General features: G+C 77.5%; 20 protein-coding genes. 4 read left to right on the forward strand and 16 right to left on the reverse strand.

Translation table 11 applies throughout. The features are described 5' to 3' along the window. Positions 1–23: 23 nt before the first annotated feature. Positions 24–1,481, reverse strand: coding sequence for an NAD(P)H-hydrate epimerase (locus tag FB558_RS10650; RefSeq protein WP_142051089.1), 1,458 nt, complete (start codon positions 1,479–1,481; stop codon positions 24–26). Positions 1,482–1,662: 181 nt separating this feature from the next. Between FB558_RS10650 and FB558_RS10655 the strand changes: the two genes are divergently transcribed. After that, positions 1,663–2,490, forward strand: a complete 828-nt coding sequence (locus FB558_RS10655) for a dienelactone hydrolase family protein (protein WP_246106361.1) — start codon at positions 1,663–1,665, stop codon at positions 2,488–2,490. Positions 2,491–2,503: 13 nt separating this feature from the next. Here FB558_RS10655 and FB558_RS10660 read toward each other — a convergent pair whose 3' ends face one another. The 9 genes from FB558_RS10660 to eccCa form a co-directional block, all read right to left on the reverse strand. After that, positions 2,504–2,902 carry a hypothetical protein gene (locus FB558_RS10660; protein ID WP_142051095.1) on the reverse strand — a complete coding sequence of 133 codons (399 nt, stop codon included), beginning with the start codon at positions 2,900–2,902 and terminating at the stop codon, positions 2,504–2,506. Beyond that, positions 2,899–3,174, reverse strand: a complete 276-nt coding sequence (locus tag FB558_RS10665; RefSeq protein ID WP_142051098.1) for a hypothetical protein — start codon at positions 3,172–3,174, stop codon at positions 2,899–2,901. The genes FB558_RS10660 and FB558_RS10665 overlap by 4 nt, the downstream gene beginning before the upstream one ends. Positions 3,175–3,298: 124 nt before the next feature. Then, positions 3,299–4,642, reverse strand: a complete 1,344-nt coding sequence (glmM, locus tag FB558_RS10670) for a phosphoglucosamine mutase (protein ID WP_142051101.1) — start codon at positions 4,640–4,642, stop codon at positions 3,299–3,301. A gap of 4 nt (positions 4,643–4,646) precedes the next feature. Further along, positions 4,647–5,252: a 30S ribosomal protein S9 gene (rpsI, locus tag FB558_RS10675; protein WP_142051104.1), complete on the reverse strand. Its 606-nt coding sequence runs from the start codon at positions 5,250–5,252 to the stop codon at positions 4,647–4,649. Between the two features lie 23 nt (positions 5,253–5,275). Continuing rightward, positions 5,276–5,719, reverse strand: a complete 444-nt coding sequence (rplM, locus tag FB558_RS10680) for a 50S ribosomal protein L13 (RefSeq protein WP_142051107.1) — start codon at positions 5,717–5,719, stop codon at positions 5,276–5,278. 254 nt (positions 5,720–5,973) lie between these two features. Further along, the gene (locus FB558_RS10685) at positions 5,974–6,261 is read right to left on the reverse strand and encodes a WXG100 family type VII secretion target (protein ID WP_142051111.1); all 288 of its coding nucleotides are present in this window, start codon (positions 6,259–6,261) and stop codon (positions 5,974–5,976) included. Positions 6,262–6,270: 9 nt separating this feature from the next. Continuing rightward, positions 6,271–6,582, reverse strand: a complete 312-nt coding sequence (locus tag FB558_RS10690) for a WXG100 family type VII secretion target (protein ID WP_142051114.1) — start codon at positions 6,580–6,582, stop codon at positions 6,271–6,273. Between the two features lie 117 nt (positions 6,583–6,699). Further along, entirely contained in the window at positions 6,700–8,094 is a 1,395-nt protein-coding gene (locus FB558_RS10695) for a type VII secretion-associated protein (protein ID WP_142051117.1), read from the reverse strand. An 81-nt stretch (positions 8,095–8,175) separates the two neighbouring features. Next, complete coding sequence (gene eccCa / locus FB558_RS10700; RefSeq protein ID WP_142051120.1) at positions 8,176–12,072, reverse strand: type VII secretion protein EccCa; 3,897 nt, start codon at positions 12,070–12,072, stop codon at positions 8,176–8,178. 152 nt (positions 12,073–12,224) lie between these two features. On the opposite strand from eccCa, the gene eccD reads away from it, so the two are divergent. Beyond that, positions 12,225–13,604: a type VII secretion integral membrane protein EccD gene (gene eccD, locus FB558_RS10705; protein WP_142051123.1), complete on the forward strand. Its 1,380-nt coding sequence runs from the start codon at positions 12,225–12,227 to the stop codon at positions 13,602–13,604. 147 nt (positions 13,605–13,751) lie between these two features. Then, positions 13,752–15,065 carry a type VII secretion-associated serine protease mycosin gene (gene mycP, locus FB558_RS10710; protein ID WP_142051126.1) on the forward strand — a complete coding sequence of 438 codons (1,314 nt, stop codon included), beginning with the start codon at positions 13,752–13,754 and terminating at the stop codon, positions 15,063–15,065. Positions 15,066–15,068: 3 nt separating this feature from the next. Here the strand turns inward: mycP and eccB are convergent, their stop codons facing one another. Further along, the gene (gene eccB, locus FB558_RS10715; protein ID WP_170231271.1) at positions 15,069–16,511 is read right to left on the reverse strand and encodes a type VII secretion protein EccB; all 1,443 of its coding nucleotides are present in this window, start codon (positions 16,509–16,511) and stop codon (positions 15,069–15,071) included. A gap of 132 nt (positions 16,512–16,643) precedes the next feature. On the opposite strand from eccB, the gene FB558_RS10720 reads away from it, so the two are divergent. Beyond that, on the forward strand, positions 16,644–17,360 hold the full coding sequence (locus tag FB558_RS10720; protein WP_142051132.1) for a hypothetical protein: 717 nt from the start codon (positions 16,644–16,646) through the stop codon (positions 17,358–17,360). Here the strand turns inward: FB558_RS10720 and FB558_RS10725 are convergent. The 5 genes from FB558_RS10725 to truA all read right to left on the reverse strand — a co-directional run bounded on the left by FB558_RS10725 (position 17,357) and on the right by truA (position 21,436). Then, positions 17,357–18,301 (reverse strand): isopenicillin N synthase family dioxygenase, encoded by a 945-nt coding sequence (locus FB558_RS10725; protein WP_142051135.1) that lies wholly within the window; start codon positions 18,299–18,301, stop codon positions 17,357–17,359. The two genes, FB558_RS10720 and FB558_RS10725, sit on opposite strands and share 4 nt — an antisense overlap. Continuing rightward, positions 18,298–18,753: a nucleoside deaminase gene (locus FB558_RS10730; protein WP_211366280.1), complete on the reverse strand. Its 456-nt coding sequence runs from the start codon at positions 18,751–18,753 to the stop codon at positions 18,298–18,300. The genes FB558_RS10725 and FB558_RS10730 overlap by 4 nt, the downstream gene beginning before the upstream one ends. A 5-nt stretch (positions 18,754–18,758) precedes the next feature. After that, positions 18,759–20,192 carry a purine-cytosine permease family protein gene (locus tag FB558_RS10735; protein WP_142051138.1) on the reverse strand — a complete coding sequence of 478 codons (1,434 nt, stop codon included), beginning with the start codon at positions 20,190–20,192 and terminating at the stop codon, positions 18,759–18,761. Positions 20,193–20,244: 52 nt separating this feature from the next. Beyond that, entirely contained in the window at positions 20,245–20,493 is a 249-nt protein-coding gene (locus FB558_RS10740; protein ID WP_142051141.1) for a hypothetical protein, read from the reverse strand. A 163-nt stretch (positions 20,494–20,656) separates the two neighbouring features. Beyond that, entirely contained in the window at positions 20,657–21,436 is a 780-nt protein-coding gene (truA, locus tag FB558_RS10745; protein ID WP_246106510.1) for a tRNA pseudouridine(38-40) synthase TruA, read from the reverse strand. Positions 21,437–21,446: the final 10 nt, after the last annotated feature.

Raw genomic sequence — 21,446 nt, forward strand, 5'->3', positions numbered from 1 at the left:
CCGGCAGCGGCGCTCGCGCCGGCTCACCGCCCGGAGGACGCCCCGTTCGTCCGGATCGCGCGGATCGCCGCCGGGATCGCGGCCTGCAGGCGCGACGCCGGTGCGGGGGCGCCCTTCGCGGCGATGCCGGCGGCGACGTCGTGCACGTAGGTGGCGCACGTCGCGGCCCACCACGGCTCCAGGCCGGCCGCGAGGAGCGCTCCGGTCATGCCCGTCAGCACGTCACCGGAGCCCGCCGTCGCCGCCCACGACGACGACGCCGGGTGCACCAGGACCCGCCCACCGGGGTCGGCGACGACCGTGGCGTTGCCCTTGAGCAGCACGGTGAGCCCCAGGTCGGCCGCGGCCCGGCGCGCGGCGCCGATCCGGTCCGCGCCGACCTCGCCCGCCACCCGGGCGAACTCGCGGTCGTGCGGCGTGATCACCACGGGCCGGCCGCGCAGCGCCGCGCGCAGGTCCGCGTGGCGCGCCAGCAGCGTGATCGCGTCGGCGTCCACGCACAGCGGCACGTCACGCGCGATCGTCTCGGCGAGGACCGCGCGGCCCGCGTCGTCGACCCCGATGCCCGGCCCGACCGCCCACGCCTGGACCCGACCCGCGTCCTGCACGGACCCGGTGGTCACGACCTCCGACCAGTGGTCGCGGACGCCGGGCGCGGCGCTGCCCGCGAACCGGACCATGCCGCTGGTCGCCAGCGCCGCGGCGCCCGTGGCGAGCACGGCGGCGCCGGGGTAGGTGGCCGAGCCGGCCGCGATGCCCACGACACCCTGGCTGTACTTGTCGTCGGCCGGACCGGGCACCGGCCAGCGGGCGGCCACGTCACCGGTGCTCGGCACGAACGCGTGCGGCCGGGGCAGCACCGGGCCCAGCCCGATGTCCACCAGGTGCACCGGGCCGCAGCGCGCGGCCGCGAGCGCGTGCACCGGCTTGAGCGCGCCGAACGTGACGGTCGCGGTGGCCGTGACGGCCGGACCGTCCGCGGCGCCGGTGTCCGGGTCGACACCGCTGGGCAGGTCGACGGCGAGCACGGGGACACCCGCGCGCTCGACCGCGGCCACCAGGCCGGCCGCCGGCTCGCGCAGCGCCCCGCGCCCGGAGATGCCGACGATGCCGTCGACCACGAGGTCGGCACCGAGCTCCGCGACGAGCCCCGACCCCGCATCCACGACCCTGCCGCCCGCGCGGCGCAGCGCCGCGAGCCCCGCGGGGTGCGCCCGGTCGGGGTCGAGCAGCACCGCGGTGACGCCCACCCCGCGCCTGCGCAGCTCCACCCCCGCCCACAGTGCGTCGCCCCCGTTGCCGCCCGCACCCACCAGCAGCACGACGCGACGCCCCGCCACCCGCCCTCCCGCGGCGAGCATCCGGCGGGCGTGCACCGCGAGCCCGAACGCGGCCCGGCGCATCAGCGCGCCCTCCGGAGTGCGGTCCAGCAGCACGGCCTCGGCGTCCCGCACCTGCTGCGCGGTCCAGACACCCCTCATCGACAGTCCGTCCCCGACATGCGGGCGAGACTAGGCGGGTGCGCGCGCACCCGTCGATCTGGACGAACGGCACTCCGATCCCGCCGGGATGCACGGCGTCCGACGGAGCGGTACGAAAGTGCCGTTCGTCCGACGCCGCGCGTCCCCTGCCCCGGTGCGCCCGCGCGGTAGCGTGCGCGCTGTGACCCGCACCCGTCCCGCAACCCGGCCGCCCGAGGTGCGCGGCGCCAAGGACGCCGTCGAGCACCTGTCCCGACCCGGCCCGCACCCGGTGCTGCGCGGGGACCTCGGGATGGTGGGGCTGCCGGGGGTGGTCTTCGCCCCCGAGGAGGGCCTCGGGCTGCCCGCGGTGGCGTTCGGGCACGACTGGCTGCAGCCCCCCGAGCGCTACGCCGACCTGCTGCGACACCTGGCGTCCTGGGGCATCGTCGCCGCCGCCCCCGGCAGCCACCGCGGTCTGCTGCCGAGCCACGCCGGGTTCGCGGCCGACCTGCGCACCACCCTCGACGTCTGCGCCGGGGTGCGCCTCGGCGACGGCCGCATCAGCGTCGACGCCCGGCGCACCGCCCTCGCCGGGCACGGCATCGGCGGCGGGGCCGCGCTGGTCGCGGCCAAGGGCCACCCGCGCGTCGCGGCCGTCGTGACGATCGCGCTGGCCCAGACCCACCCGTCGGCGCTGGACGCCGCGCGCGGCGTCACCGTGCCGGTGCTGCACCTCGCCGCCGGCCGCGACACCGTCTCCCCCGCGGCCGGGCACGCGGAGCCGGTGGCCGCCGCGGCCGGTGGCCCCGTCCGGCTCCGGACCCTCACGAAGGCCTCGCACACGGGCTTCCTCGGCGGCGTGCACTGGAGCGACTTCGTGCTCTCCGGGAGCCCGGACGCCAAGACCCGGCGCCTCACCCGGGCCCTGGTCACCGCGTTCCTGCTGCACCACCTCTGCGACGAGGACCGCGTCGACGTCCTCGTGGACGGCAAGGTGCCCGGCACCACGCTCGCCGCTCACGACTGACGGCGTCCCCTGCTCAGCCGGGCGGTGGCGGCGGCGGCATCTCGGCGATCCGCATCCCGCGCTCGTCGTCGACGCGGTCGGCGTCGGTGCCCGCGAGCCGGGCTCCCGTGCGACGGGTGGCGACCCCGCCGGCGCCGGCGGGCGCCGCGGTCGGGAAGCCGTACTGCCCCGCCTGCCGCGCGTAGGCCTCGGCCAGCTCCTGCGCGGCCCCCGACTCCCTGCGCAGCGCGCCGCCCACCTCCGCGGTGCGGTCCGCCCACTCCCGGCCGTACGGGTCCGGCCAGTCGCGCGCGACCTGCTCCCCGAGTTGCGCGACCCGGCGCCCGACGTCGGCCAGTACCTCGGCGAGCCCGCCGCACCAGCGGGCGACCCGCAACGCGGGGTCCTCGTCGGGCTGCGGCGCCCGGTTCACGCCCGCTCCCGCCCGAGGATCTCGCGCAGCGAGCGACCGACCTCCGCGTCCGTCGAGCTCGCCGCGCTCGCCGCCCCTGCCAGCGCCGCGCTCAGGCCCGCCAACTCGCGCACCGCGGCGCCGACGACGGCTCGGAGCCGCTCCTGCTCCGTGTCGGTATCCGCGGCGTCCGGCGCCCCGTGCAGTGCACCTCGCAACTCTTCCGACATGCCCGCCGCCGCCGACGCGTGGGCGTGCAACCGGTCGGGATCCAGGTGCAGCTCGGACGGCATGCCCCCGATGGTGCCCGAACAGGCGACAGCGCAGGCCCGAACGCGACAACCCGCACCTTGGAGCCGTACTGCTGGTTTCCGCGCCTCTCAGCGGCAGGATGGCTCCAACGTGCATCCTCGGGGGTTATCCGGCCGCGGCCACGACCTCTGCCAGCCGGCCGGCCGTGGCCTGCGCCTGCTCGGCGGTGGGGGCCTCGACCATCACCCGGACCAGTTGCTCGGTGCCCGACGGCCGCAGGAGCACGCGCCCGGAGCCCCCGAGCTCGGCCTCCGCCTTCTCGACCGCCTCGCGCACGGCCTCCGACCCGGCCACGGCGGCCTTGTCGGCGACCTGGACGTTCTGCAGCACCTGCGGCAGCGGTGTGACGATCGCGGCGAGCTCGGCGAGGGAGCGCCCGGTGGCCGCCATGCGGGCCATCAACCGGAGCGCGGTGAGCAGCCCGTCACCGGTGGTCGAGTAGCGCGGCAGCACGACGTGCCCCGACTGCTCGCCGCCGAGGCTGAACCCGCCTTCGCGCAGCTCCTCGAGCACGTACCGGTCACCGACCGCCGTGGTGCGCACCGCGATGCCCGCCTCCTGCATCGCCAGGTGCAGGCCGAGGTTGCTCATGACGGTGGCGACCAGGGTGTCGTGGGTCAGCTCGCCCGCCTCGCGCATCGCGACGGCGAGCACGGCCATGATCTGGTCGCCGTCGATCTCGGCGCCGGTGGCGTCGACGGCCAGGCAGCGGTCTGCGTCGCCGTCGTGCGCGATGCCGAGGTCGGCGCCGTGTGCCCGCACGGCCTCGCGCAGCGCGCCGATGTGCGTGGACCCGACGCCGTCGTTGATGTTGAGACCGTCGGGCTCGGCGTGCAGCGCGACCACGTCGGCGCCCGCGCCCCGGTAGGTCTGCGGGGCCACCCTGGACGCCGCGCCGTGGGCGCAGTCGACCACCACGCGCAGCCCGCCCAGAGCGGTGGGGGTGGCGGCGAGGAGGTGGTCCCGGTACCGGGCGACGGCGTCGGGCAGATCCCGCACGCGCCCGATGCCCGCGCCGGTCGGCCGCTCGGCCGCGGCGCCGAGGCCTGCCTCGACCGCGCCTTCGACCGAGTCGGGGAGCTTGTGACCACCCGCGGCGAACAGCTTGATGCCGTTGTCCGGCATCGGGTTGTGCGACGCGGAGATCATCACCCCGAAGTCCGCCCCGAGCTCACCGACCAGGTAGGCCACCGCGGGCGTGGGCAGGATGCCGACGCGCACCGCGTCGGCGCCGGCCGCGGACAACCCGGCCACGACCGCGGCCTCGAGCATCTCCCCGCTCGCACGCGGATCCCGGCCGACGACGGCGACGGGCCGGCGCGAGCGGTTCCGCTCGGCCAGCACGCGCGCGGCCGAGGCGGAAAGCGCCACGGCGAGCTCCGGGGTGAGGAGCTCGCCGTTGGCCAATCCGCGGACGCCGTCGGTGCCGAACAGACGCCGTTCGCTCAAGTGATCAGCGCTTGCTGTACTGGGGCGCCTTGCGGGCCTTCTTGAGGCCGTACTTCTTGCGCTCGATGACGCGCGGGTCACGGGTGAGGAAGCCGGCCTTCTTCAGCGGCGGGCGGTCCTCCGAGTCGGCCTCGATCAGCGCACGCGCGATCGCAAGGCGCAGCGCGCCCGCCTGGCCCGAGGTGCCGCCGCCCTTGAGGTTGGCGAAGATGTCGAACCGCTCGGTCTTCTCGACGGTGACCAGCGGCTCCCGGATCAGCTGCTGGTGCAGCTTGTTCGGGAAGTACTCCTCGAGCGCCTTGCCGTTGAGGCGGAAGGCACCGCTGCCGGGCATGAGCCGCACGCGGACCACGGCCTCCTTGCGGCGGCCGACGGTCTGGATCGGTCGGTCGCCGAAGACGGCGGCCGGAACCTCGGGCAGTGCGCCGAAGTCGGAGTCGACCTCGACGTCGAGGTCGGCGTCGGCGTCGGCGTCGTACTCCTCGGTGGCGTCGACGTCGGCGTCGGCCGCGTCGGCGGCGTCGGCGATCTCGGTGGCCTCGGCGTCGACCGCGGCCTCCTCGACGGCCTCGACGGCCTCGATGTCGGACTCGGGCTCGGGCGTGGTCACGGGCTGTCCCTCTTCTGGCGCGGTCACTGGGCGACCTGGGTGATCTCGAACGCGGCCGGCTGCTGCGCGGCGTGCGGGTGCTCGGGGCCGGCGTAGACCTTGAGCTTCTTGGCCATGGCCCGGCCGAGGCGGTTCTTCGGGAGCATGCCCTTGATCGCCTTCTCGACGAGCCGGTCGGGGTGCTTCTCGATCATCTCGCCGACCGAACGCTGCTTCAGCCCGCCCGGGAAACCGCTGTGGCGGTACACGAACTTGTCGTCGCGCTTGGTGCCGGACACCGCGATCTTCTCGGCGTTGACGATGACGACGAAGTCGCCGGTGTCCATGTGCGGCGCGTACGTCGGCTTGTGCTTGCCGCGCAGCAGGGTGGCGGCGTGCGTGGCGAGGCGGCCGAGCACCACATCCGTGGCGTCGATCACGTGCCAGGCGCGGGTGATCTCGCCGGGCTTGGGGCTGTACGTGGGCACGGACCTACCTCGTCGCTGTCGTCTGCTCGTGGGAGCTGCCTCTGGTGCGCGAGTGCGGCATGCTGGGGCGCCGGGCCCGGTGACGGGCCCTGCGGGCCGTGGTGGCACGACCGCGGGTGTCCACCCGCCGCACATCGAAGAACGAGGGTACCCGCCGCTGCGGAGCAGGGTCAAAACGCCCCCCACCCGGGCCGCGGACGGCCCTCGGACACGCCGGTGCCCCGCGCCGGACGGGCCGGCGCGGGACGCTCCGGTCAGCGCCAGCGCGCCGCGTTGACCTGCTCGACCTGGCGGTAGCTCTCGTTGGCCGTGCCCAGTGCGACGCCGATCTGGGCCAGCACCGCCGCCAGGTCGGCGGCCGCAGCGTCCCACTGGCCCTGCCGTTCCCGGTACTCGGTGGCGGCCTGCCCCTCCCACGACGCGACCAGCGGTGCGAGGTACCGCTTCAGCTCCTCGAGCCGCTCGGAGATGCGCGTCGCGGTGCCCCCGACATCGGCGCGCGCCGCCTCGAGCGCACCGAACGTGACCTTGATCTCGGACATCGTCCCCCCTCAGCCCAGCGCCGCGCGGATGGCCGACAGGTCACCGGCGTGCTGCGCCTCCTGCGCCTGGTAGCTCGCCCCCGAGCCCTGGATCGACTCGCCGATCCCGCGCAGGGCCTCGCCGAGCGCCTTCGCATCGGCGTCCCAGCGGCCCATCAACGCCAGGAACGCCGTGGAGGCCTCCCCGCGCCACGCACCGGCGAGCGGCCCGAGCCGCGACCGCAGCGTGGCCAGATCGGCCTGCACGGTGTCGTTCACCGCGAGCACGTGCTTGCCCGCGCGCTGCATCTCCTCGACGCTCGTGCCGAACCCCTCGGCCATGCCGATCACCCCAGTCCGTGTGAAGCGGGAACCTGTCCCGCGCACGTTCGCACCGCGGAAGCCCCGCGCGGGGCGGAACCCGGGAAAACGTGTGCAGGTGTGAACACCGGGCCCCGTTCAGGCACCCCGGACCGACCCGACGACGACGGCGCACGCCGCGGCCACGGCCGCCGCTCCCGCCGCGGTGTGCCGGCAGCCGACGCTGAGCTGCGCGTCGCCGTCGAGGACGACGAACCAGTCCACGACGTTGCGCCCGTCCTGCTGCCGGTAGGAGGTGACGACGCGGCCGGCGAACCGCGCGTCCGGGTCGTAGCCCGACAGCGCCGAGCCGTGCGCGACCGCGGTGTCGAAGACCGCACGCAGCTCGGCGCGCGCCCGTTCGGGCTCGGCCGCCACGTCGTAGCCGAGCGGGGAGCTCTCGACCGCGATCAGGTCGCTGCCCTCGGGCGCGCTCACCGGGGTGAGCAGGACCCGGCGCCGCTCCGGCAGGCCGCCGGTGTGCTCCCAGCCCGCGGGCACGTCGAGCCGGTAGCCGTACTGCACGAGCACGCCCGCCGCCACCTCGCCGCCGCCCGGCGGCGCGAGGAGTCGTCCGGCGGCGAGCAGCAGGGCCACGGCGGCCGTCGCGGCGATCGTGCGCAGCGCGGTGCGCAGCGGGCGGTGCCGCCGCGGTGGGAGCGGCGGGAGCAGGGGCTCGACCGGCGCGGAGGCCTCCGGTTCGCGCACCGCGGCACCGGGCCCCTCGCCGCCGGGACCGTGCTCGTCGGGACCCACGACGACCTCGCGGGCCCGTGGCGGCACGCCGGGGTGCGCCAGCGCCCCGAGCACGGCCGCGGCGTCCGGACGCGGCGCGACCACGGCCCCGGTGATGCCCGCCGCGTCGACCAGCCGGGCCAGCAGCGGGCTGCGGGCAACGCCGCCGACCAGCAGCACGGGCACCTCGGGAGCGCCCGCCAGCACGGCGCGCAACGCGTCCACCGCCGCGCCGAGCAGGCCGGCGAGCACCGCGTCCAGCTCGTCCGCGGTGATGCCGTCGACGACGGGCAGCAACGACAGGGCCTCCCGCAGCTCGCGGGCGACGCAGGCGTCCCGCGCCCAGCGCGCGGCCAGCAGCGCGTCCAGCGTCCGGCCACCCACGTCCGCCGTGGCGCAGGCGCGGACGCCGCCGTCCGGCGCCAGCAACACCGCTTCCGCACCCGCGGCCCCGACGTCGAGCACCGCGACCCCGCCCCGCCCGGCGGCGGCGAGCGGCGCCGGAACGGCCCGTACCCGCGCCGCCAGCCCGGCGTGGCGCTGCGCCCACTCCCGGGCGCGCGCGTCCGGCCACCGCCCGGGGTGCAGGAGCACGAGCTCCTCGGGCGCCGGACCCACGAGCTCGGCGAGCAGCGCCGCGGTGCCGGGGCCGGGCGCCGGCAGCTCGGCGAGCAGCCACGGCGCGCCGTCGCCGCCGGCGGCGACCCGGACGACGTCCGCCCCTTCCTGGAGGGCCACCCGCACGGGCGCGCCGCTCACCCGGACCCCACCACCCCGCCGTGGAGCCCTGCGGCCGTTCTCCGGCCCTGCGAGCAGCGGACCGGCCCCACGGGGCGCCGGTCATCCATCGTCGGGCGGCAGCCACGCCAGCTGGATGCGGCGCGTGCCGCGGCGGCGGTCGACCAGCACCCCACGGCCCGGGGGTCCTGGCGCGGGCTTCACGGCGCCGACCAGCGCGCCCTCGTCCGGGTCGCCGTTCATGACGATGCCCGGCGCCGCCAGCTCGCGCAGCCGGCCGAGGACGGGGTCGAACAGCGCGCGGGCCGCGCCGCCGCAGCGCCGGGCGACGACGACGTGCAGGCCGACGTCCTTCGCCTGCGGCAGGAACTCCGCGAGCGGGAGCAGCGGGTTCGGGGCCCCACCGCCCGGGGCGACGAGGTCGTAGTCGTCGACGAGGACGAACACGTCGGGCCCGCTCCACCAGCTCCGCTCCCGCAGGGCCCGCGGCGTGACGTCGGGCCCGGGGAGCCGCCTGCGCAGCGACGCCGCGACCTCCCCCGCGGCAGCGGCCGTGGCCTCGGCGGTGCTGGCGTAGCCGATCAGGTGGGTGGCCGGGACCGCGCCCAGCAGGGTGCGCCGGTGGTCGACCAGCACGATGCGCGCCTGCTCCGGGGCGTACCGGGTGGTGACGCCGTGCGCGAGGAGCCGCAACAGCGCGGTCTTGCCGCTCTCGGCGTCGGCGAAGCAGAGCAGGTGCGGCTCCGCGGCCGCGTCGAGCTCGACGCGCGCCAGATGTTCCTCGTCGACGCCGAGCGGGAGGGCTCCGGCGCGATCGTCCGCGGAGCCGGGTGCCGCGGGCGGCAGCCGGTCGAGCGCGACGCAGCCGGGCAGCAGCCGGGCCGGGGCGAACCCGCGACCCGGCCAGGCCGCCGCGATCGCGTCGGCGAGTGCGAGGGGATCGGCGGCCCCGACGCTCAGGCGCGGGGCCGCGACGACGGTGGAGGCGCCGTCCATCGCGAGCCCGTGGCCCGGGCGGTCGGGGACGGCGGCGGCGCGACGCCGGTCGACCTCGGACTCGGCCGCCTCCCCCAACCGCAGCTCGATCCGCCCGCCCAGCAGGTCCTTGAGGGCGGGACGCAGCTCGGTCCAGCGGGTGGCCGAGACCGCGAGGTGCAGTCCGTAGGACAGGCCCTGCGCGGCCAGCGGCAGCAGCCGGGCCTCCAGGTCGTCGAACTCGCCGCGCAGGACCAGGTACCCGTCGACGACGAGGAGCACGTCCGTGGCCGGTTCTCCGGGGAACCCGCCTGCGGCTCGCCGCGCCCGGAACTCCTCGACCGAGGAGATGCCGCCGTCGCGGAACAGCCGCTCGCGGCGGGCGAGCACCGCGGCGAACTCGGCGACCACGCGCCGGACGAGCTCTGGCTGCTGGCGGTCGGCCACCGTGCCGACGTGCGGGAGGCCGGCCAGCGCCCCGAGCGCGCCGCCGCCGAAGTCGAGGACGTGCACGCCGAGCTCGTGAGGGGTGCAGGTGAGGGCGAGCCCGAGCACGGTGCTCGCCAACGCCGTCGACTTCCCGCTGCGCGGCCCGCCGACCACGGCGAGGTGCCCCGCCGCCCCGGCCAGGTCGACGACCAGCGCGTCCCGGCGTTGCTGGTAAGGCCGGTCGACCACGCCCACGGGCACCTGCAGCGCGGGCCGCCGCGGCGCGGACAGCCCCCGGCCGGGCACCGGGCGCACGTCGCCGAGCACGGCGTCGAGCGGGGGCGGCGCGTCCAGCGGTGGGAGCCAGACCCGGTGGGCGGGCGGCCCGCTGCCCGCCATCGCGGCGATGACCGCGTCGAGGACGGTGGGAGCGTCCCCGTTGCCCACGTCGGGCGCATCGGGGGCGGTGGCGGGCAGCGGGCGGACCCGGAACGGGTACGCGCGGGGCCTGCCGCGCGGCGCGGGCCGCGGCACGTGCGCGCCGGGCGCGGACACGTATGCGCCCCGGAACCGGACGAGCTCGCCCGTGCCGGTGGCCAGGAACGCCGAGCCGGGCGCGGACGGCAGCCGGTGCGCGTCGGGGACCCCCAGCACGGCGCGGGACTCGGCGGCCGAGAACGTGCGCAGCGCGATGCGGTAGGACAGGTGCGACTCGAGCCCGCGCAGCCGTCCCTCCTCGAGGCGCTGCGAGGCGAGCAGCAGGTGCAGCCCGAGCGAGCGGCCCAGCCGCCCGATCGTCACGAGCAGGTCGATCAGCTCCGGCCGCTGCGCGAGCAGCTCGGAGAACTCGTCGACCACCACGAACAGCGCGGGCAGCGGCGGCAGGTCGGCTCCGGCCCGGCGGGCGGCCGCGTACTCCGCGACGCCTACGAGGTTGCCCGCGGCCCGCAGCAGCTCCTGCCTGCGCGTGATCTCCCCGGCGAGGGCGTCGGCCATGCGGTCGACGAGGCCGAGCTCGTCGGCGAGGTTGGTGATCACCGCGGACACGTGGGGGAGGCCGGCGAGGCCGAGGAACGTGGCGCCGCCCTTGAAGTCGACCAGCACGAGGTTCAGCTCCTCCGAGGAGTGCGCGGCGGCCAGCCCCAGCACGAGCGTGCGCAGCAGCTCGCTCTTCCCGGAGCCGGTGGCGCCCACGCAGAGCCCGTGCGGCCCGCTGCCGCCCTGTGCCGCCTCCTTGAGGTCGAGCTCGACGACGCCGCCGTGCTCGTCGACGCCGATCGGGACCCGCAGCCGGTCGGCATCGGAACGGGCCCGCCCCGCGCGCAGCGCGGCGATCCCCTCCGGACCCGGCCCGAGCCCGAGCAGCGCGGGGAGCCCGGTCGCGGCCCGGCCCGGCTCCCCCGGCCCGGTGTCCTCGGTGGTGCGGTGCCGGGCGAGCCTGCGGGCGAGCGCGGTGGCCTCCGCGACCGCCAGCTGGTCGGGCGTGCCGATCTCGGACGGCGGCTCGCCGCCGCGTTGCAGCCGGTCGGGTGCCACCAGCAGGCGCACCACCGACGGCGCCGCGCGCCTGCCCGGCGGCGCGCCGACCCGCAGCACCGTGACGCCGGCGACGCCCGCCCACGGACCCGGGCCCTCGGTGACGTCGTCGACGACGACGAGCAGGTGCGGCTCCCCCGGCCCCGGCCCGGCCGGGCGCCCGGCGAGCTCGCCGAGCCACCACCGGCGCACGTCGTCTGCGTCGGCGGTGACCATCCGCAGCGGACCGACGGCGTCGCGCCGGCGCGGGTGGGCGGCGTGCGGGAGCCACTTCACCCACTCCCACTCGTGCGCCAGCGAGGGGGGAGCCACCACCGCGAGCAGGGCGTGCGCGGGGGTGTGCCACAGCGCGTACTGGGCGACGAGGGCGCGGGCGAGGCCCCGCACCTGGTCCAGCCCCGCCCCGTGCGCGGGCTCGAGCCACACCGTGCTGCTGGACGGCAGCGACAGCGCCACCGGCAGGTCCGGGACGACCGAGTGCCCGAGCAGGAAGCGGCGCAATGCGAGGGCGGTGACCGGTTCCAGGCCGTCGACGGGGCCGGTCTGCGGGGCCACCAGGCGCGTGGCGAGGCGCTGCGCGCCGCGCCCGACCCGCAGGTGGGCGAAGTCCGGGTCAGCGGGGCCGCGTTCCCACAACCGCCCCGCGGCGAGCACCGCGGGCCACGCGGCCGGGTCCGGGTGCGCCCACTCGAGCGCCGCCCGCTGCTCGGCGGCGATGCCCCGCACCCGCCCGCGCAGCACCGCCAGGTAGCGCAGGTAGTCGCGCCGGTCCTCGTCGGTGCTCGCCGCGCGGTTGCCCCCGCCCCGGCCTGCGCCGGTGGCCAGCATGCCCAGCGTGGAGACCGCGAACATCCCCGCGAACAGCCAGGACGTGGGGTTCTGCACGCCGAGGACCGCGATGAACCCCACCGATCCGAGCAGCATCACGAACGGCAGCAGCCGGGCGAGCACCCCCGCCGGGACGACGCGCTCGGGCTCCGGCGGCGGTTCCAGGACGAGCTCGCCGCCCGGCATCGGCGGTGGCACGCGGCGGGCGCGCCCGGCTCCGACGACCGTCATCGCCCCTCCCCCCGCGGCTGCGCCGATCCGCCCGGACGAGTTCCGCGGAACGCCCACGCCGAACCCACCGCCGCTGCGATGCTAGGCAGCCGACGGCCTGCGCCGGGGCCGTTCGGCAGAACTCGTCCTCCCCGGCGCCGCGGAGGGCCCACATGCGCAGCGCCGCCCAGGAGACGCAGTACTGCCGGCTCACGGTGCTGGCGCCGCGGGCCCGGGTCGACGTCGCGCTGCCGGTCGACGTTCCCGTCGCCGAGCTCGTCCCGATGCTGCTGGAGCTGGTCGGGGAGCCGGTGTTCGGGCTGCGGCCGGAGCCGTGGCGGCTGTCGGGGGCGGTGGGCGGCCCGCTCCCGCCCGGGGCCACGCTCGCCCAGCTCGGCGTGCCCGACGGCGAGCTGCTCCGGCTCGCACCCGACGCGCCGCCACCGCCGCCACCGGTGTTCGACGACCCGGTCGACGCTCTGGCGGCCACGGCGGGCGCCGCGGGCGGCCCGGACCGGCGGTTCGGCGCGGCGGCGGTCGTCGTGGTCGCCGCCGTCGCCGCCGCGCTGCTGGCCACCGGCCCCGCCGACGGCGCCGTGCTGCGGGCGGCGGTCGCCGCGGCCGCGGCGGGCACTGCCGTGCTCCTCGCCGCCCGGCTCGCCCGGCGGTCGCTCCTCGCCCCGGCCGCGGGTGCGCACCCGCGGCTCGCGGCACGCACCGCGGCGTTCGCTGCGGTGCCGTTCGCCGCCGCCGCGGGCTGGGCCGCGCTGCCCGGCGTGCCACCTGCCGGGCCGCTGCTGCTCGCCACCGCGGCGGCCGGCGTCGTGGCGGCGGTCGCGCAGGTCGCCCTGCGTGTGGTGGCGCCTGCGCTCGTCGCCGTCGTGGTGGCCGCCGTGCCCGTGGGGCTGGGCGCCGTCGCCGTCCTGCGGGCCGCCCCGCCCTCCGCGGTCGCGGCCGCGGTGGGGGCGCTCATGGTGGTCGTCGGGCCGCTGCTGCCGCGCGCCGCGCTGCGCCTCTCGGGGCTGCCACGCCCGGTCGTGCCCGCCGACGGCTCCGAGCTGGCCGACGCCGACGCACCCGACCTCCTGCCGCCCGAGGAGTTCGCCGAGCGCTCCGATCTCGCCCGCGGCTACCTCGCGGGCCTCGTCGGCGGCTGCGCCGCGGTGGCGGCCGCGGCGGCGCTACTGGCGGCGCACGGCGGCGGGTGGGCGGGGCCTGCTCTCGCGGGCGTCGTCATCGTGGTCCTCGCCCTGCGGGCGCGCGGGTTCGCCGACGCGGCGCCGTCGCGCACGCTGCTCGGCGGCGCCGTCACCGGCCTGGCCGGGCTCGCCGGGCTCGCGCTCACCCGACCGGAGCCGCACGCCCGTGCCGTCGCGGTGGGCGTGCTGCTCGCGGTGGTGCTGGCAGGCGTGCTCGCGGTGGCGCGGCGCCGTCCGGCGGGCTCCCCGGTGTCGCGGCGGGCGGTCGACCTGCTCGACGGTCTGCTGGCCGCCGCGGCCGTCCCGCTCGCACTCGCGGCGATGGACCTGTTCCGGCTCGTGCGCGGGCTGTAGGACGTGGCCGAGCCGGGATCATCCGCCCGGAAGCGGTGGGACGATCATGACGTCATGATCGTCGCGAGTTCCGGCTCCGCGCCCCCGCGCGGGCGAACGGGCGGACCTCGGATCGATCACCGTCGGCTCGGCGCGGGGATCGGGCTGGTGGCACTCCTCCTCGTGGCCGCGGCTCCGCCGGCGGCCGCGGATCCGGGTGCGCGGGCGATCGCGGAGGAGGCGCGGGCCCTGCCCGAGCCGCCCGCCCCGCCACCGGTCCGGGTCACCCCGCCCCCTGGCCGGCCTCCCGGGCCTGCGGAGGGGCTGCGCGCGCCCGCCCGTTGCACGCCCCCGCGCACGGACACCCGGTCGGCCGTCGTCGAGGCCGCCGACGAGGCCGCCGACACGATGCGGCTGACGGAGGTGCACCGGCTCGCCACGGGCCGGGGCCAGCTCATCGCCGTGATCGACACGGGGGTGGCGCCGCACCCGCTCCTGGGTTCCCGGCTGAGCGGCGGCGGTGACTACCTCACCGGCGGCGACGGCCTCGACGACTGCGACGGGCACGGCACCGCCGTCGCGGGCCTGCTGGCGGCCGCGGCTCCGGCGGGCGAGCGCACCGGCGCGCCGATCGGGATCGCTCCGCAGGCCCGGCTGCTCTCGATCCGGCAGTCCAGCCCGTCGTTCGACGTCCCCGCCCCGGACGGGGGCCTGCGCCCGGCAGGCGACACCGAGACCCTCGCGGAGGCGGTCGTGCTCGCGGTCCGCGCCGGGGCAGGCGTCGTGAACATCTCCGAGGCCGTGTGCCTGCCCGCGCCGCGCGCGGCCGGCGCGGGCGCCGCGCTGCAGGCCGCGCTGCGGTTCGCGGCCCACGCCGACGTCGTGGTGGTCGCGGCGGCGGGCAACGTCGGCACCGGGTCCTGCGCCCTCGACGTCCCCGGCCAGGTCGCGCTACCGGGGTGGTTCGACCAGGACGTGCTCACGGTCGGCGCCGTCGCCCCCGACGGCGCGCCCGCCCCGTTCACGATGCCCGGCCCGTGGGTCGACGTGGCCGCCCCGGGCACCGGCCTGCGCTCGCTCGCCGTGGGCGGCGGCACGGTCGACGGGCTCGACGGCACGAGCTTCGCGGCGCCGTGGGTCGCCGGCGTCGCCGCGCTGGTGCGTGAACGGTTCCCCGAGCTGACCGCGGCGCAGGTCGTGGACCGGATCCTCGCCACGGCCCGCAGGCAGCCCGACCTGCGGGGCGCACTCGGCCACGGCGTCGTCGACCCGGTCGCGGCGCTGACCGCCCTGCCCGTCCGGCTCACGCCAGAGCCCGCGGACGCGCCCGTGCTGGCGGCGCTGCCCGGTACGGACCCGCAGCCCGACCCACCGGCCCCCGCCCTGCGCCCGCTCGACCTCGTGGTCGCGGCGATCCTGCTCGCCGCGGCCGGTGCGGCGGCCGCGGTGCTGCGCGGGCGGCCGCGCCCGCGCCCCCGCTGACCGCTACCCGGGCAGGACGTCCACGGTCCGGCTCGCCGCCGCGAGATCGAGCGTGGGGCCGGTGGGCAGCAACCGCAGGGCCGCCTCCGGTGCGGGCTCGACGGCGGTGATGCCGAGCGCGGCGGCGGTGGCGTCGTCGGCGACGCCGTAGGCCACGCCGGTGGCGGACACGAGCCAGAGCGGGCCGCCGGACGGCCTGCCGGGCGCGGTGGCCCGCACCGCCCCACCCGGGCCGACGGACACGGCGTCGACGCGCTCACCGGGCCCGTCGGCCTGCGCGAGCACCACCGGGGACCGCTCCCCGACGGGCAGGGCGGACCCGGTCCACACGCCGCCGTCCGCACCGCCGTCCGCACCGCCGTCCGCGCCCCACGTCCGGCAGACGACGGGCGCGTCCGCGGGCTCCCGCACGGGCGGGGCACCCGGCGGCCAGCCGTGCACCGCGAGCTCCTCCACCACCGCGGCGCCGGCCAGCTCCCCCGCCCCGACCGGGGTCGGCTGCGCCTGCCCGGACGCCACCCGCAGCAGCTCGGCCGGCAGCGCGGGCACCGCCTGCAACCCGCCGGCCAGCACGACGTAGTGCTGCTCCGCGCCACCGACCGGGCGCGCCACCAGCACGTCGCCGACCCGACCGGGCAGGCCGCCGGGAGCAGGCTCACCGCGGTCCGGCACCACGGGCGTGACGAGCGGCGGCCCTTCCGGCAGCACCGTCAGCAGGGCGGGCGCGGCCTCCCGCGGGACGCGCCCGGTGAGCCCGAACGCGGCGACGAGCCGGCCGTCGCCCACGTCGACGCGGTGACGCCGACCGCCGGTGACGAGCCACGTGGTCGCGTCGGCGTCGGCGAGCAGCACGGCCTCCCCCGCGGGCGCGGCCCCGATCGGCGCCGTGCCGCCGACGACCGTGGTGGCGGTGAGCGCGCCCTCCGGGGTCACCGCGTCGCACACCGCCCACCCGGGCGGGACCGGCGGTCCGTCCGGGCGGACGGCCAGCGCGCCGGGGACCGCGGCCGTGGGCGTGCGCGGAGCGGCGTCGAGCGCGGCGTCCGGGACGCGGACGGGCGTGGCGCCGGCCGGATCGGCGTCCGTGCTCCCGCCTGCCCGCAGGGCCGCCAGCACCAGGCGGGCTGCAGGCAGGTTCGCCACCGGGACGAGCCGGTCCGGCCCGTGCGCCACCACGTACATCGCGCCCGACCCGGCGCCGACGACCACGGCCTGCCGGGTCCAGTCCGGCCGCGGGGACACGGCGGCGAGCACGGCGGCGGCGCACAGCCCGAGCAGGCCGAGCACGACGCCGGCGAGCGCGGCGCGGCGTTGCGAGCGGATCTGCTCGTGCAGCGGTACGGGGTCGCCGCGCACGAGGGCCGCCTCGAGCCGCCGCAGGCCGAACCGGTAGGCGTCCGCCTGGTCCCGGGTGGCGGGGGCCCGCACGCCGCTCGCTGGGGGCACGTGCCGACGGTAACGACGCGCCCGCTGCGGCGGGGCCGTTCCGCGGAACCCGCCGGATTTCGCGGGCCGCCCCAACCGCGCAGGGCGGGCCGCGGTCATCACGGGTGTCCGCACCACCGCCCGGAGGTTCCGATGTCCCGTCCCGCCCCGTCCGACGTCCCGGCCGCCGGCTCGCTGCGCCAGGGGACCCGGGTCACCCGCTTCGCCCGCGCCGCCGCCGTGGTCCTCTCCGCGGGCGCCGCCCTCACCGGCTGCACCGTGGCGGTGGACGGCTGGGCCACGGCGGGACCCGCGCCCGTCGCACGGCCGGTGCCCGTCCCCGACACGCCCGGCCCGGTCGGATCGGACGGGGAGACCGCGCTGTACGCGGAGTGGGTCGCGGGCGGCTGGGAACCGCAGCCCGTCCTGCCGGTCAGCGACCCCGACAGCGGCGTGAGCGCGTGGATGTTCGGCACCCCGGCGCCACGCCCGGACACCCCGGACGGCGCCACCGCCTTCCAGGCGATCGGCGCGCCGGCCAGCGTGGTCACGTGGTTCGGCGTGTTCCCGGTGCCCGAGGGCTACGTGGCCGACGCGCGCCAGGGCGCCTTGAACACGGCGGCCACCAAGAGCGGGCGGGTGACCCGCATCGACGCGGTGACTGTGGCCGGCCACCCCGGTGTCGACGTGCGCATCGAGTTCCGGACCGCGGAGGGCTACGACATGATCGACCTGATCCGCTACGTCGAGCTGCCGGGCCACCTGGCGGGCATCGAGTCGATCGGTGTCCGCGGTGACGAGCGGGTCCTGCAGCAGGTCCAGCAGGTCATGGTCGACAAGCTGTCGGTGCCGGTGGGGGGCACTGGTTAGCCGACCGAGATCGCGTCCAGGCGCTCCTTCAGGAACGGCGCGGAGACGACCGGCGACAGGTCCGCCTGTCGACCCAGCGGCGGGGCGAGCGGTGTGACCAGCGCGTCGTGGTCGAGCTCGAAGAAGAACACCAGCGAGATCAGCTCCTCGTGCGGCGCGTCCGGCTGCGGCGGGAGCACGCGGTGCCGCCCGGAGCGCCAGCGCAGCCCGGTCCAGTGCGCGAGCAGGTCGCCGATGTTGACGGTGAAGGCGGCCGGGTCGTAGGGCGCGTCGGTCCAGCCGGTGCCGTCGACGTCCACCTGGAGCCCACCCGCACCCGGCTCGCGGTCGAGCACCGTGACCGTGCCGAAGTCGGTGTGGGCGCCGATGCGGAACTGCCCCGGCGCGGGCTCACCGACCTCGGTGAGCGGCGGGTAGCGGTTGATGTTGAACGTCCAGGTGGGGTGGTCCGCGAGCGCGGTCAGGGCGTCGCGCGGCAGGCCGAGCGCGTCGGCGCACAGCTCCAGCAGCTCCCGCGACACCGCGGTCATCGCGGCGACGTAGCGCTGCACGGCCGCCTGCAGCTCGGGCACCTCGGCGGGCCAGACGTTCGGCGGGAACCACACCGCGTCGACGGCGGCGTCGCCGGTCGGCGTCTCCGGCCCGACCGCGAACGACTCCTTGAGGTCGGGCGGCGTCTCGGCGCCTTCGACGTTGCCGTTGGCCTCCACGCCGGGCGCGAGCCAGCCCCGGCCCCCGATGCGCACCGCGTAGCGCTGCTTGACCTCGACGGGCAGCGCGAAGAAGCGCCGTGCCGCAGCGCGCACGTCGGCGCGCAGGGTGTCGTCGACGCCGTGCCCGGCGGCCAGCAGGAAGCCCGCCCGCTGCAGAGCGCTGTCGACGGCAGGGCCGACGGCCGGGTCGCCCGCGCGCCACGTGGCCAGGTCGATGGTGGGGATCATGAGCGAACCTCTCCGATGTCCTCGTACCAGAGCTCGGGCCGGGCGGCGATGAAGTCGGTCATGAGCGTCGCGCAGCGCTCGTCGTCGACCACGGTGACGGCGACGCCGTGCTCGGCGAGCCAGTCGTGCCCCCCGGAGAACGTGCGCGCCTCGCCGACGACGAGCGCACCGATCCCGAACTGGCGCACCAGCCCTGAGCAGTACCAGCACGGGGAGAGGGTCGTGACCATCACCGTGTCGCGGTAGTCGCGCTGCCGCCCGGCGGCCCGGAACGCGGCCGTCTCGGCGTGCGTCGAGGGGTCGTCGTCCTGCACGCGCCGGTTGTGCCCGCGCCCGAGCAGCGTGCCGTCGGCGGCGAAGAGCGCCGCCCCGATGGGGATGCCGCCCTCGTCGAGGCCGGCGCGGGCCTCCTCGAGCGCGGTCTCGAGCAGCGTGCGGGGGTCCAGAGCCACGGGCGTCACTCTGCGGGTCCCGCCGTGCGCGCCGCAACCCGCCGGAACAGCAGCGCGTAGACGCCGGCCGCCAGCACGAACCCGACGAGGAACGTCACGTCGCCGACGCCGGGCGCCAGGCGCGGGACGAGCCCGGTGAACAGGACCTGGTTGGAGAACAGCGGCACCGAGACCCCGATGCCCACCAGGAGGGCGACCAGCCCCGCGTGGTTGCGGTGCGCGCGGTCGTAGAGCAGTTCCACCGGCAGCCGCCCGCGACGCAGGTACTGGTCGGTGAGCACGACGCCGAGCCACGGCCCGATCCAGTAGACGATCACGAGCAGGAACGCCTCGTAGCTGTGCGCGGCGTCGGCGAGGGCGAGCACCGCGATCACGAAGCCGACCACCCCGAACGCGAGGGCCACGACGGCCCGCGCCCAGCGCAGCGGCACGTCCACGCCCGCGCTGAGGAAGGCCATCGCGCCCGAGTAGACGTTCAGCACGTTGGCGGCCACGGCGCCGAGCGCGATCGCGAGCAGCGTCAGCGCCGCGAGCGCGCCGGGCAGCACGCCGACGAACGCGGTGGCCGGGTTGTCCGAGACGATCCCGGCCGCGGCCGTGGCGCTCACCGACGCCGCTCCGACGATCATGAGCACGCTCGTCGATCCGAAGAGCCCGAGCCCGGCCGCGAGCCCGGTGCGCAGCCGCGAGGAGTCGGCCGGCAGGTAGCGCGCGTAGTCGGCCGCGTACGGGCTCCAGCCCGCCGTGTAGCCGACGACCGCGCCCACGGTGAGCAGGAACCCGCCGACGCCACCGGTGCCACCACCGTCGGGCACGGCGCCCGGATCGGAGCGGGCGAGCACGATCACGGCGCCGATCGCGAACACGACCGCGAGCACCGGGAACGCGAGCCGCTCGAACGCCTGCACGAGGTTGTGCCCGACGAACGCGATGCCGATCTGCACCAGCACGACGACGACCAGGCAGGCCGCCGCGGGGATCCCGGTGAGCGCGTCGAGGGCGAACGCGGCGCTGACGCTGTTCACGGCGAACCAACCGAACCCGGAGGTGATCGTCATCAGCGCGGAGGGCACCGCGTTGCCCCGGTAGCCGAACGCGAGCCTGCCGAGCACCATCTGCGGCACCCCGGCCGACGGCGCGCGTGCCGACAGCAGGGCGTGCGCCACCGCGGAGATCGCGTTGCCGAGCAGGACCGCCGCGACGGCCTGCGGGAACGTCAGCCCGAACGCCGACACCGACAGCACGCCGAGGAAGATCGTGGCGAACTCGAGGTTCGGCGAGGTCCAGGTCCAGAACAGCTGACGGGGCCTGCCGTGCCGCTCGGCGGCGGGGATCGGCTCGTTCCCGCCCGGCTCGACCGCGACCACGCGGTCGCCGTACTCGCGGTCCTGGGTGGTCTCGCTCGGGGCGGGATCGGCGGGGACGGGGTCGGCGCTCACGTCACCACTCTCGGGTGCCGCCCGCCTTCCGGGCAATGGGCGGCGAGCGCCGTTAACGTCGATGTTCGTTGCGGGGTGCGACGGTGAGGTCGAGCGCCCGCAGCACCGCCTGCATCTGCTCGGCCGCGGTGCGGCCACGGCGTTCCCGCAGCTGCACCACCGCGAGGTCGACCTGCTCGGGGGTCACCGTGCGCGCAGCGCTGACGGGCTCGCCGACCTCGTCGTGGCTCGGGGCGGCCGCGTACTGGCAACCGGTGCCGGGAAGGGGGTCGTGCAGCCGTACGTCCGGCGTCGCAGTCACGGCGTCTCCGTTCGGTTCTCAGCGCAAGGGGAGCTGCTCCGCTCATCGGGTGACGACGGGCGGCGCGCGTAACGGTACGTGTTCTCAGGCTTCGTGTGAATCACGCCCAGGTGAACAGAACGGGCCACATCACCCCGACCAGGGGATACGGGCTCGCAGACGATCAGATGAGCGGGGTGCGCAGGCGCCGCGTGGCCTGCGTCCGCGCCGCGAGCCCGGCGTCGGACGGGTAGTCGACCGCCGCCAGCGTCAGGCCGTGGGCGGGAGCGACCGGGACCTCGCTCGCCCGCTCCGTGCGGCTCAGGAGCCCGGCGGGCCACTCGACCGCACGCCGCCCCCGCCCGACGTCCAGCAGCGCACCGATGAGGCTGCGGACCATCGAGTGGCAGAACGCGTCGGCCGACACCGCGGCCTCCACGACGTCGTCGGCGCCGCGCGTCCAGGACAGCGCCTGCAGCCCGCGCACCGTGGTGGCGCCCTCGCGGCGCTTGCAGTAGGCGGCGAAGTCGTGCTCGCCGAGCAGCCCGTCCGAGGCGGCGCGCACGGCGTCGAGGTCGAGCGGGTACGGCCACGAGAGCGTGTCGCGGGCCCGCAGTGGATCAGCGCCGTACGGCGCGGTCGCCACGCGGTAGCGGTAGTGGCGGCGCAACGCGGAGAAGCGGGCGTCGAACGCGTCCGGCGCCGGCGTCACCGCCCGCACCCGCACGTCCGGCGGCAGCAACCGGGCCAGCCTGCGCACCAGCCACGCCGTGTCCAGCCCGGCATCCAGGTCCGCGTGGGCGACCTGGCCCGTGGCGTGCACGCCGGCGTCGGTGCGGCCGGCCACCGTCAACGCGACCGGCGCGCGCAGCACCGTACCGAGCGCGTCCTCGAGCACCCCGCAGACCGTTCGCAGCCCGGGCTGGCGCGCCCACCCGGAGAAGTCGGTGCCGTCGTAGGCGATGTCGAGCCGG

The organism is Pseudonocardia kunmingensis (assembly GCF_006716445.1).
Classification (GTDB): Bacteria; Actinomycetota; Actinomycetes; order Mycobacteriales; family Pseudonocardiaceae; genus Pseudonocardia; species Pseudonocardia kunmingensis.

Excerpts from the sequence above, each read along its gene's own strand:
- FB558_RS10725 (WP_142051135.1), bottom strand. The coding sequence starts at position 18,301 with ATGATCCCCACCATCGACCTGGCCACGTGGCGCGCGGGCGACCCGGCC.
- FB558_RS10665 (WP_142051098.1), bottom strand. The coding sequence starts at position 3,174 with ATGCCGTCCGAGCTGCACCTGGATCCCGACCGGTTGCACGCCCACGCG.
- eccD (WP_142051123.1), top strand. The coding sequence starts at position 12,225 with ATGCGCAGCGCCGCCCAGGAGACGCAGTACTGCCGGCTCACGGTGCTG.
- FB558_RS10685 (WP_142051111.1), bottom strand. The coding sequence starts at position 6,261 with ATGTCCGAGATCAAGGTCACGTTCGGTGCGCTCGAGGCGGCGCGCGCC.
- eccCa (WP_142051120.1), bottom strand. The coding sequence starts at position 12,072 with ATGACGGTCGTCGGAGCCGGGCGCGCCCGCCGCGTGCCACCGCCGATG.
- FB558_RS10720 (WP_142051132.1), top strand. The coding sequence starts at position 16,644 with ATGTCCCGTCCCGCCCCGTCCGACGTCCCGGCCGCCGGCTCGCTGCGC.
- FB558_RS10690 (WP_142051114.1), bottom strand. The coding sequence starts at position 6,582 with ATGGCCGAGGGGTTCGGCACGAGCGTCGAGGAGATGCAGCGCGCGGGC.
- FB558_RS10650 (WP_142051089.1), bottom strand. The coding sequence starts at position 1,481 with ATGAGGGGTGTCTGGACCGCGCAGCAGGTGCGGGACGCCGAGGCCGTG.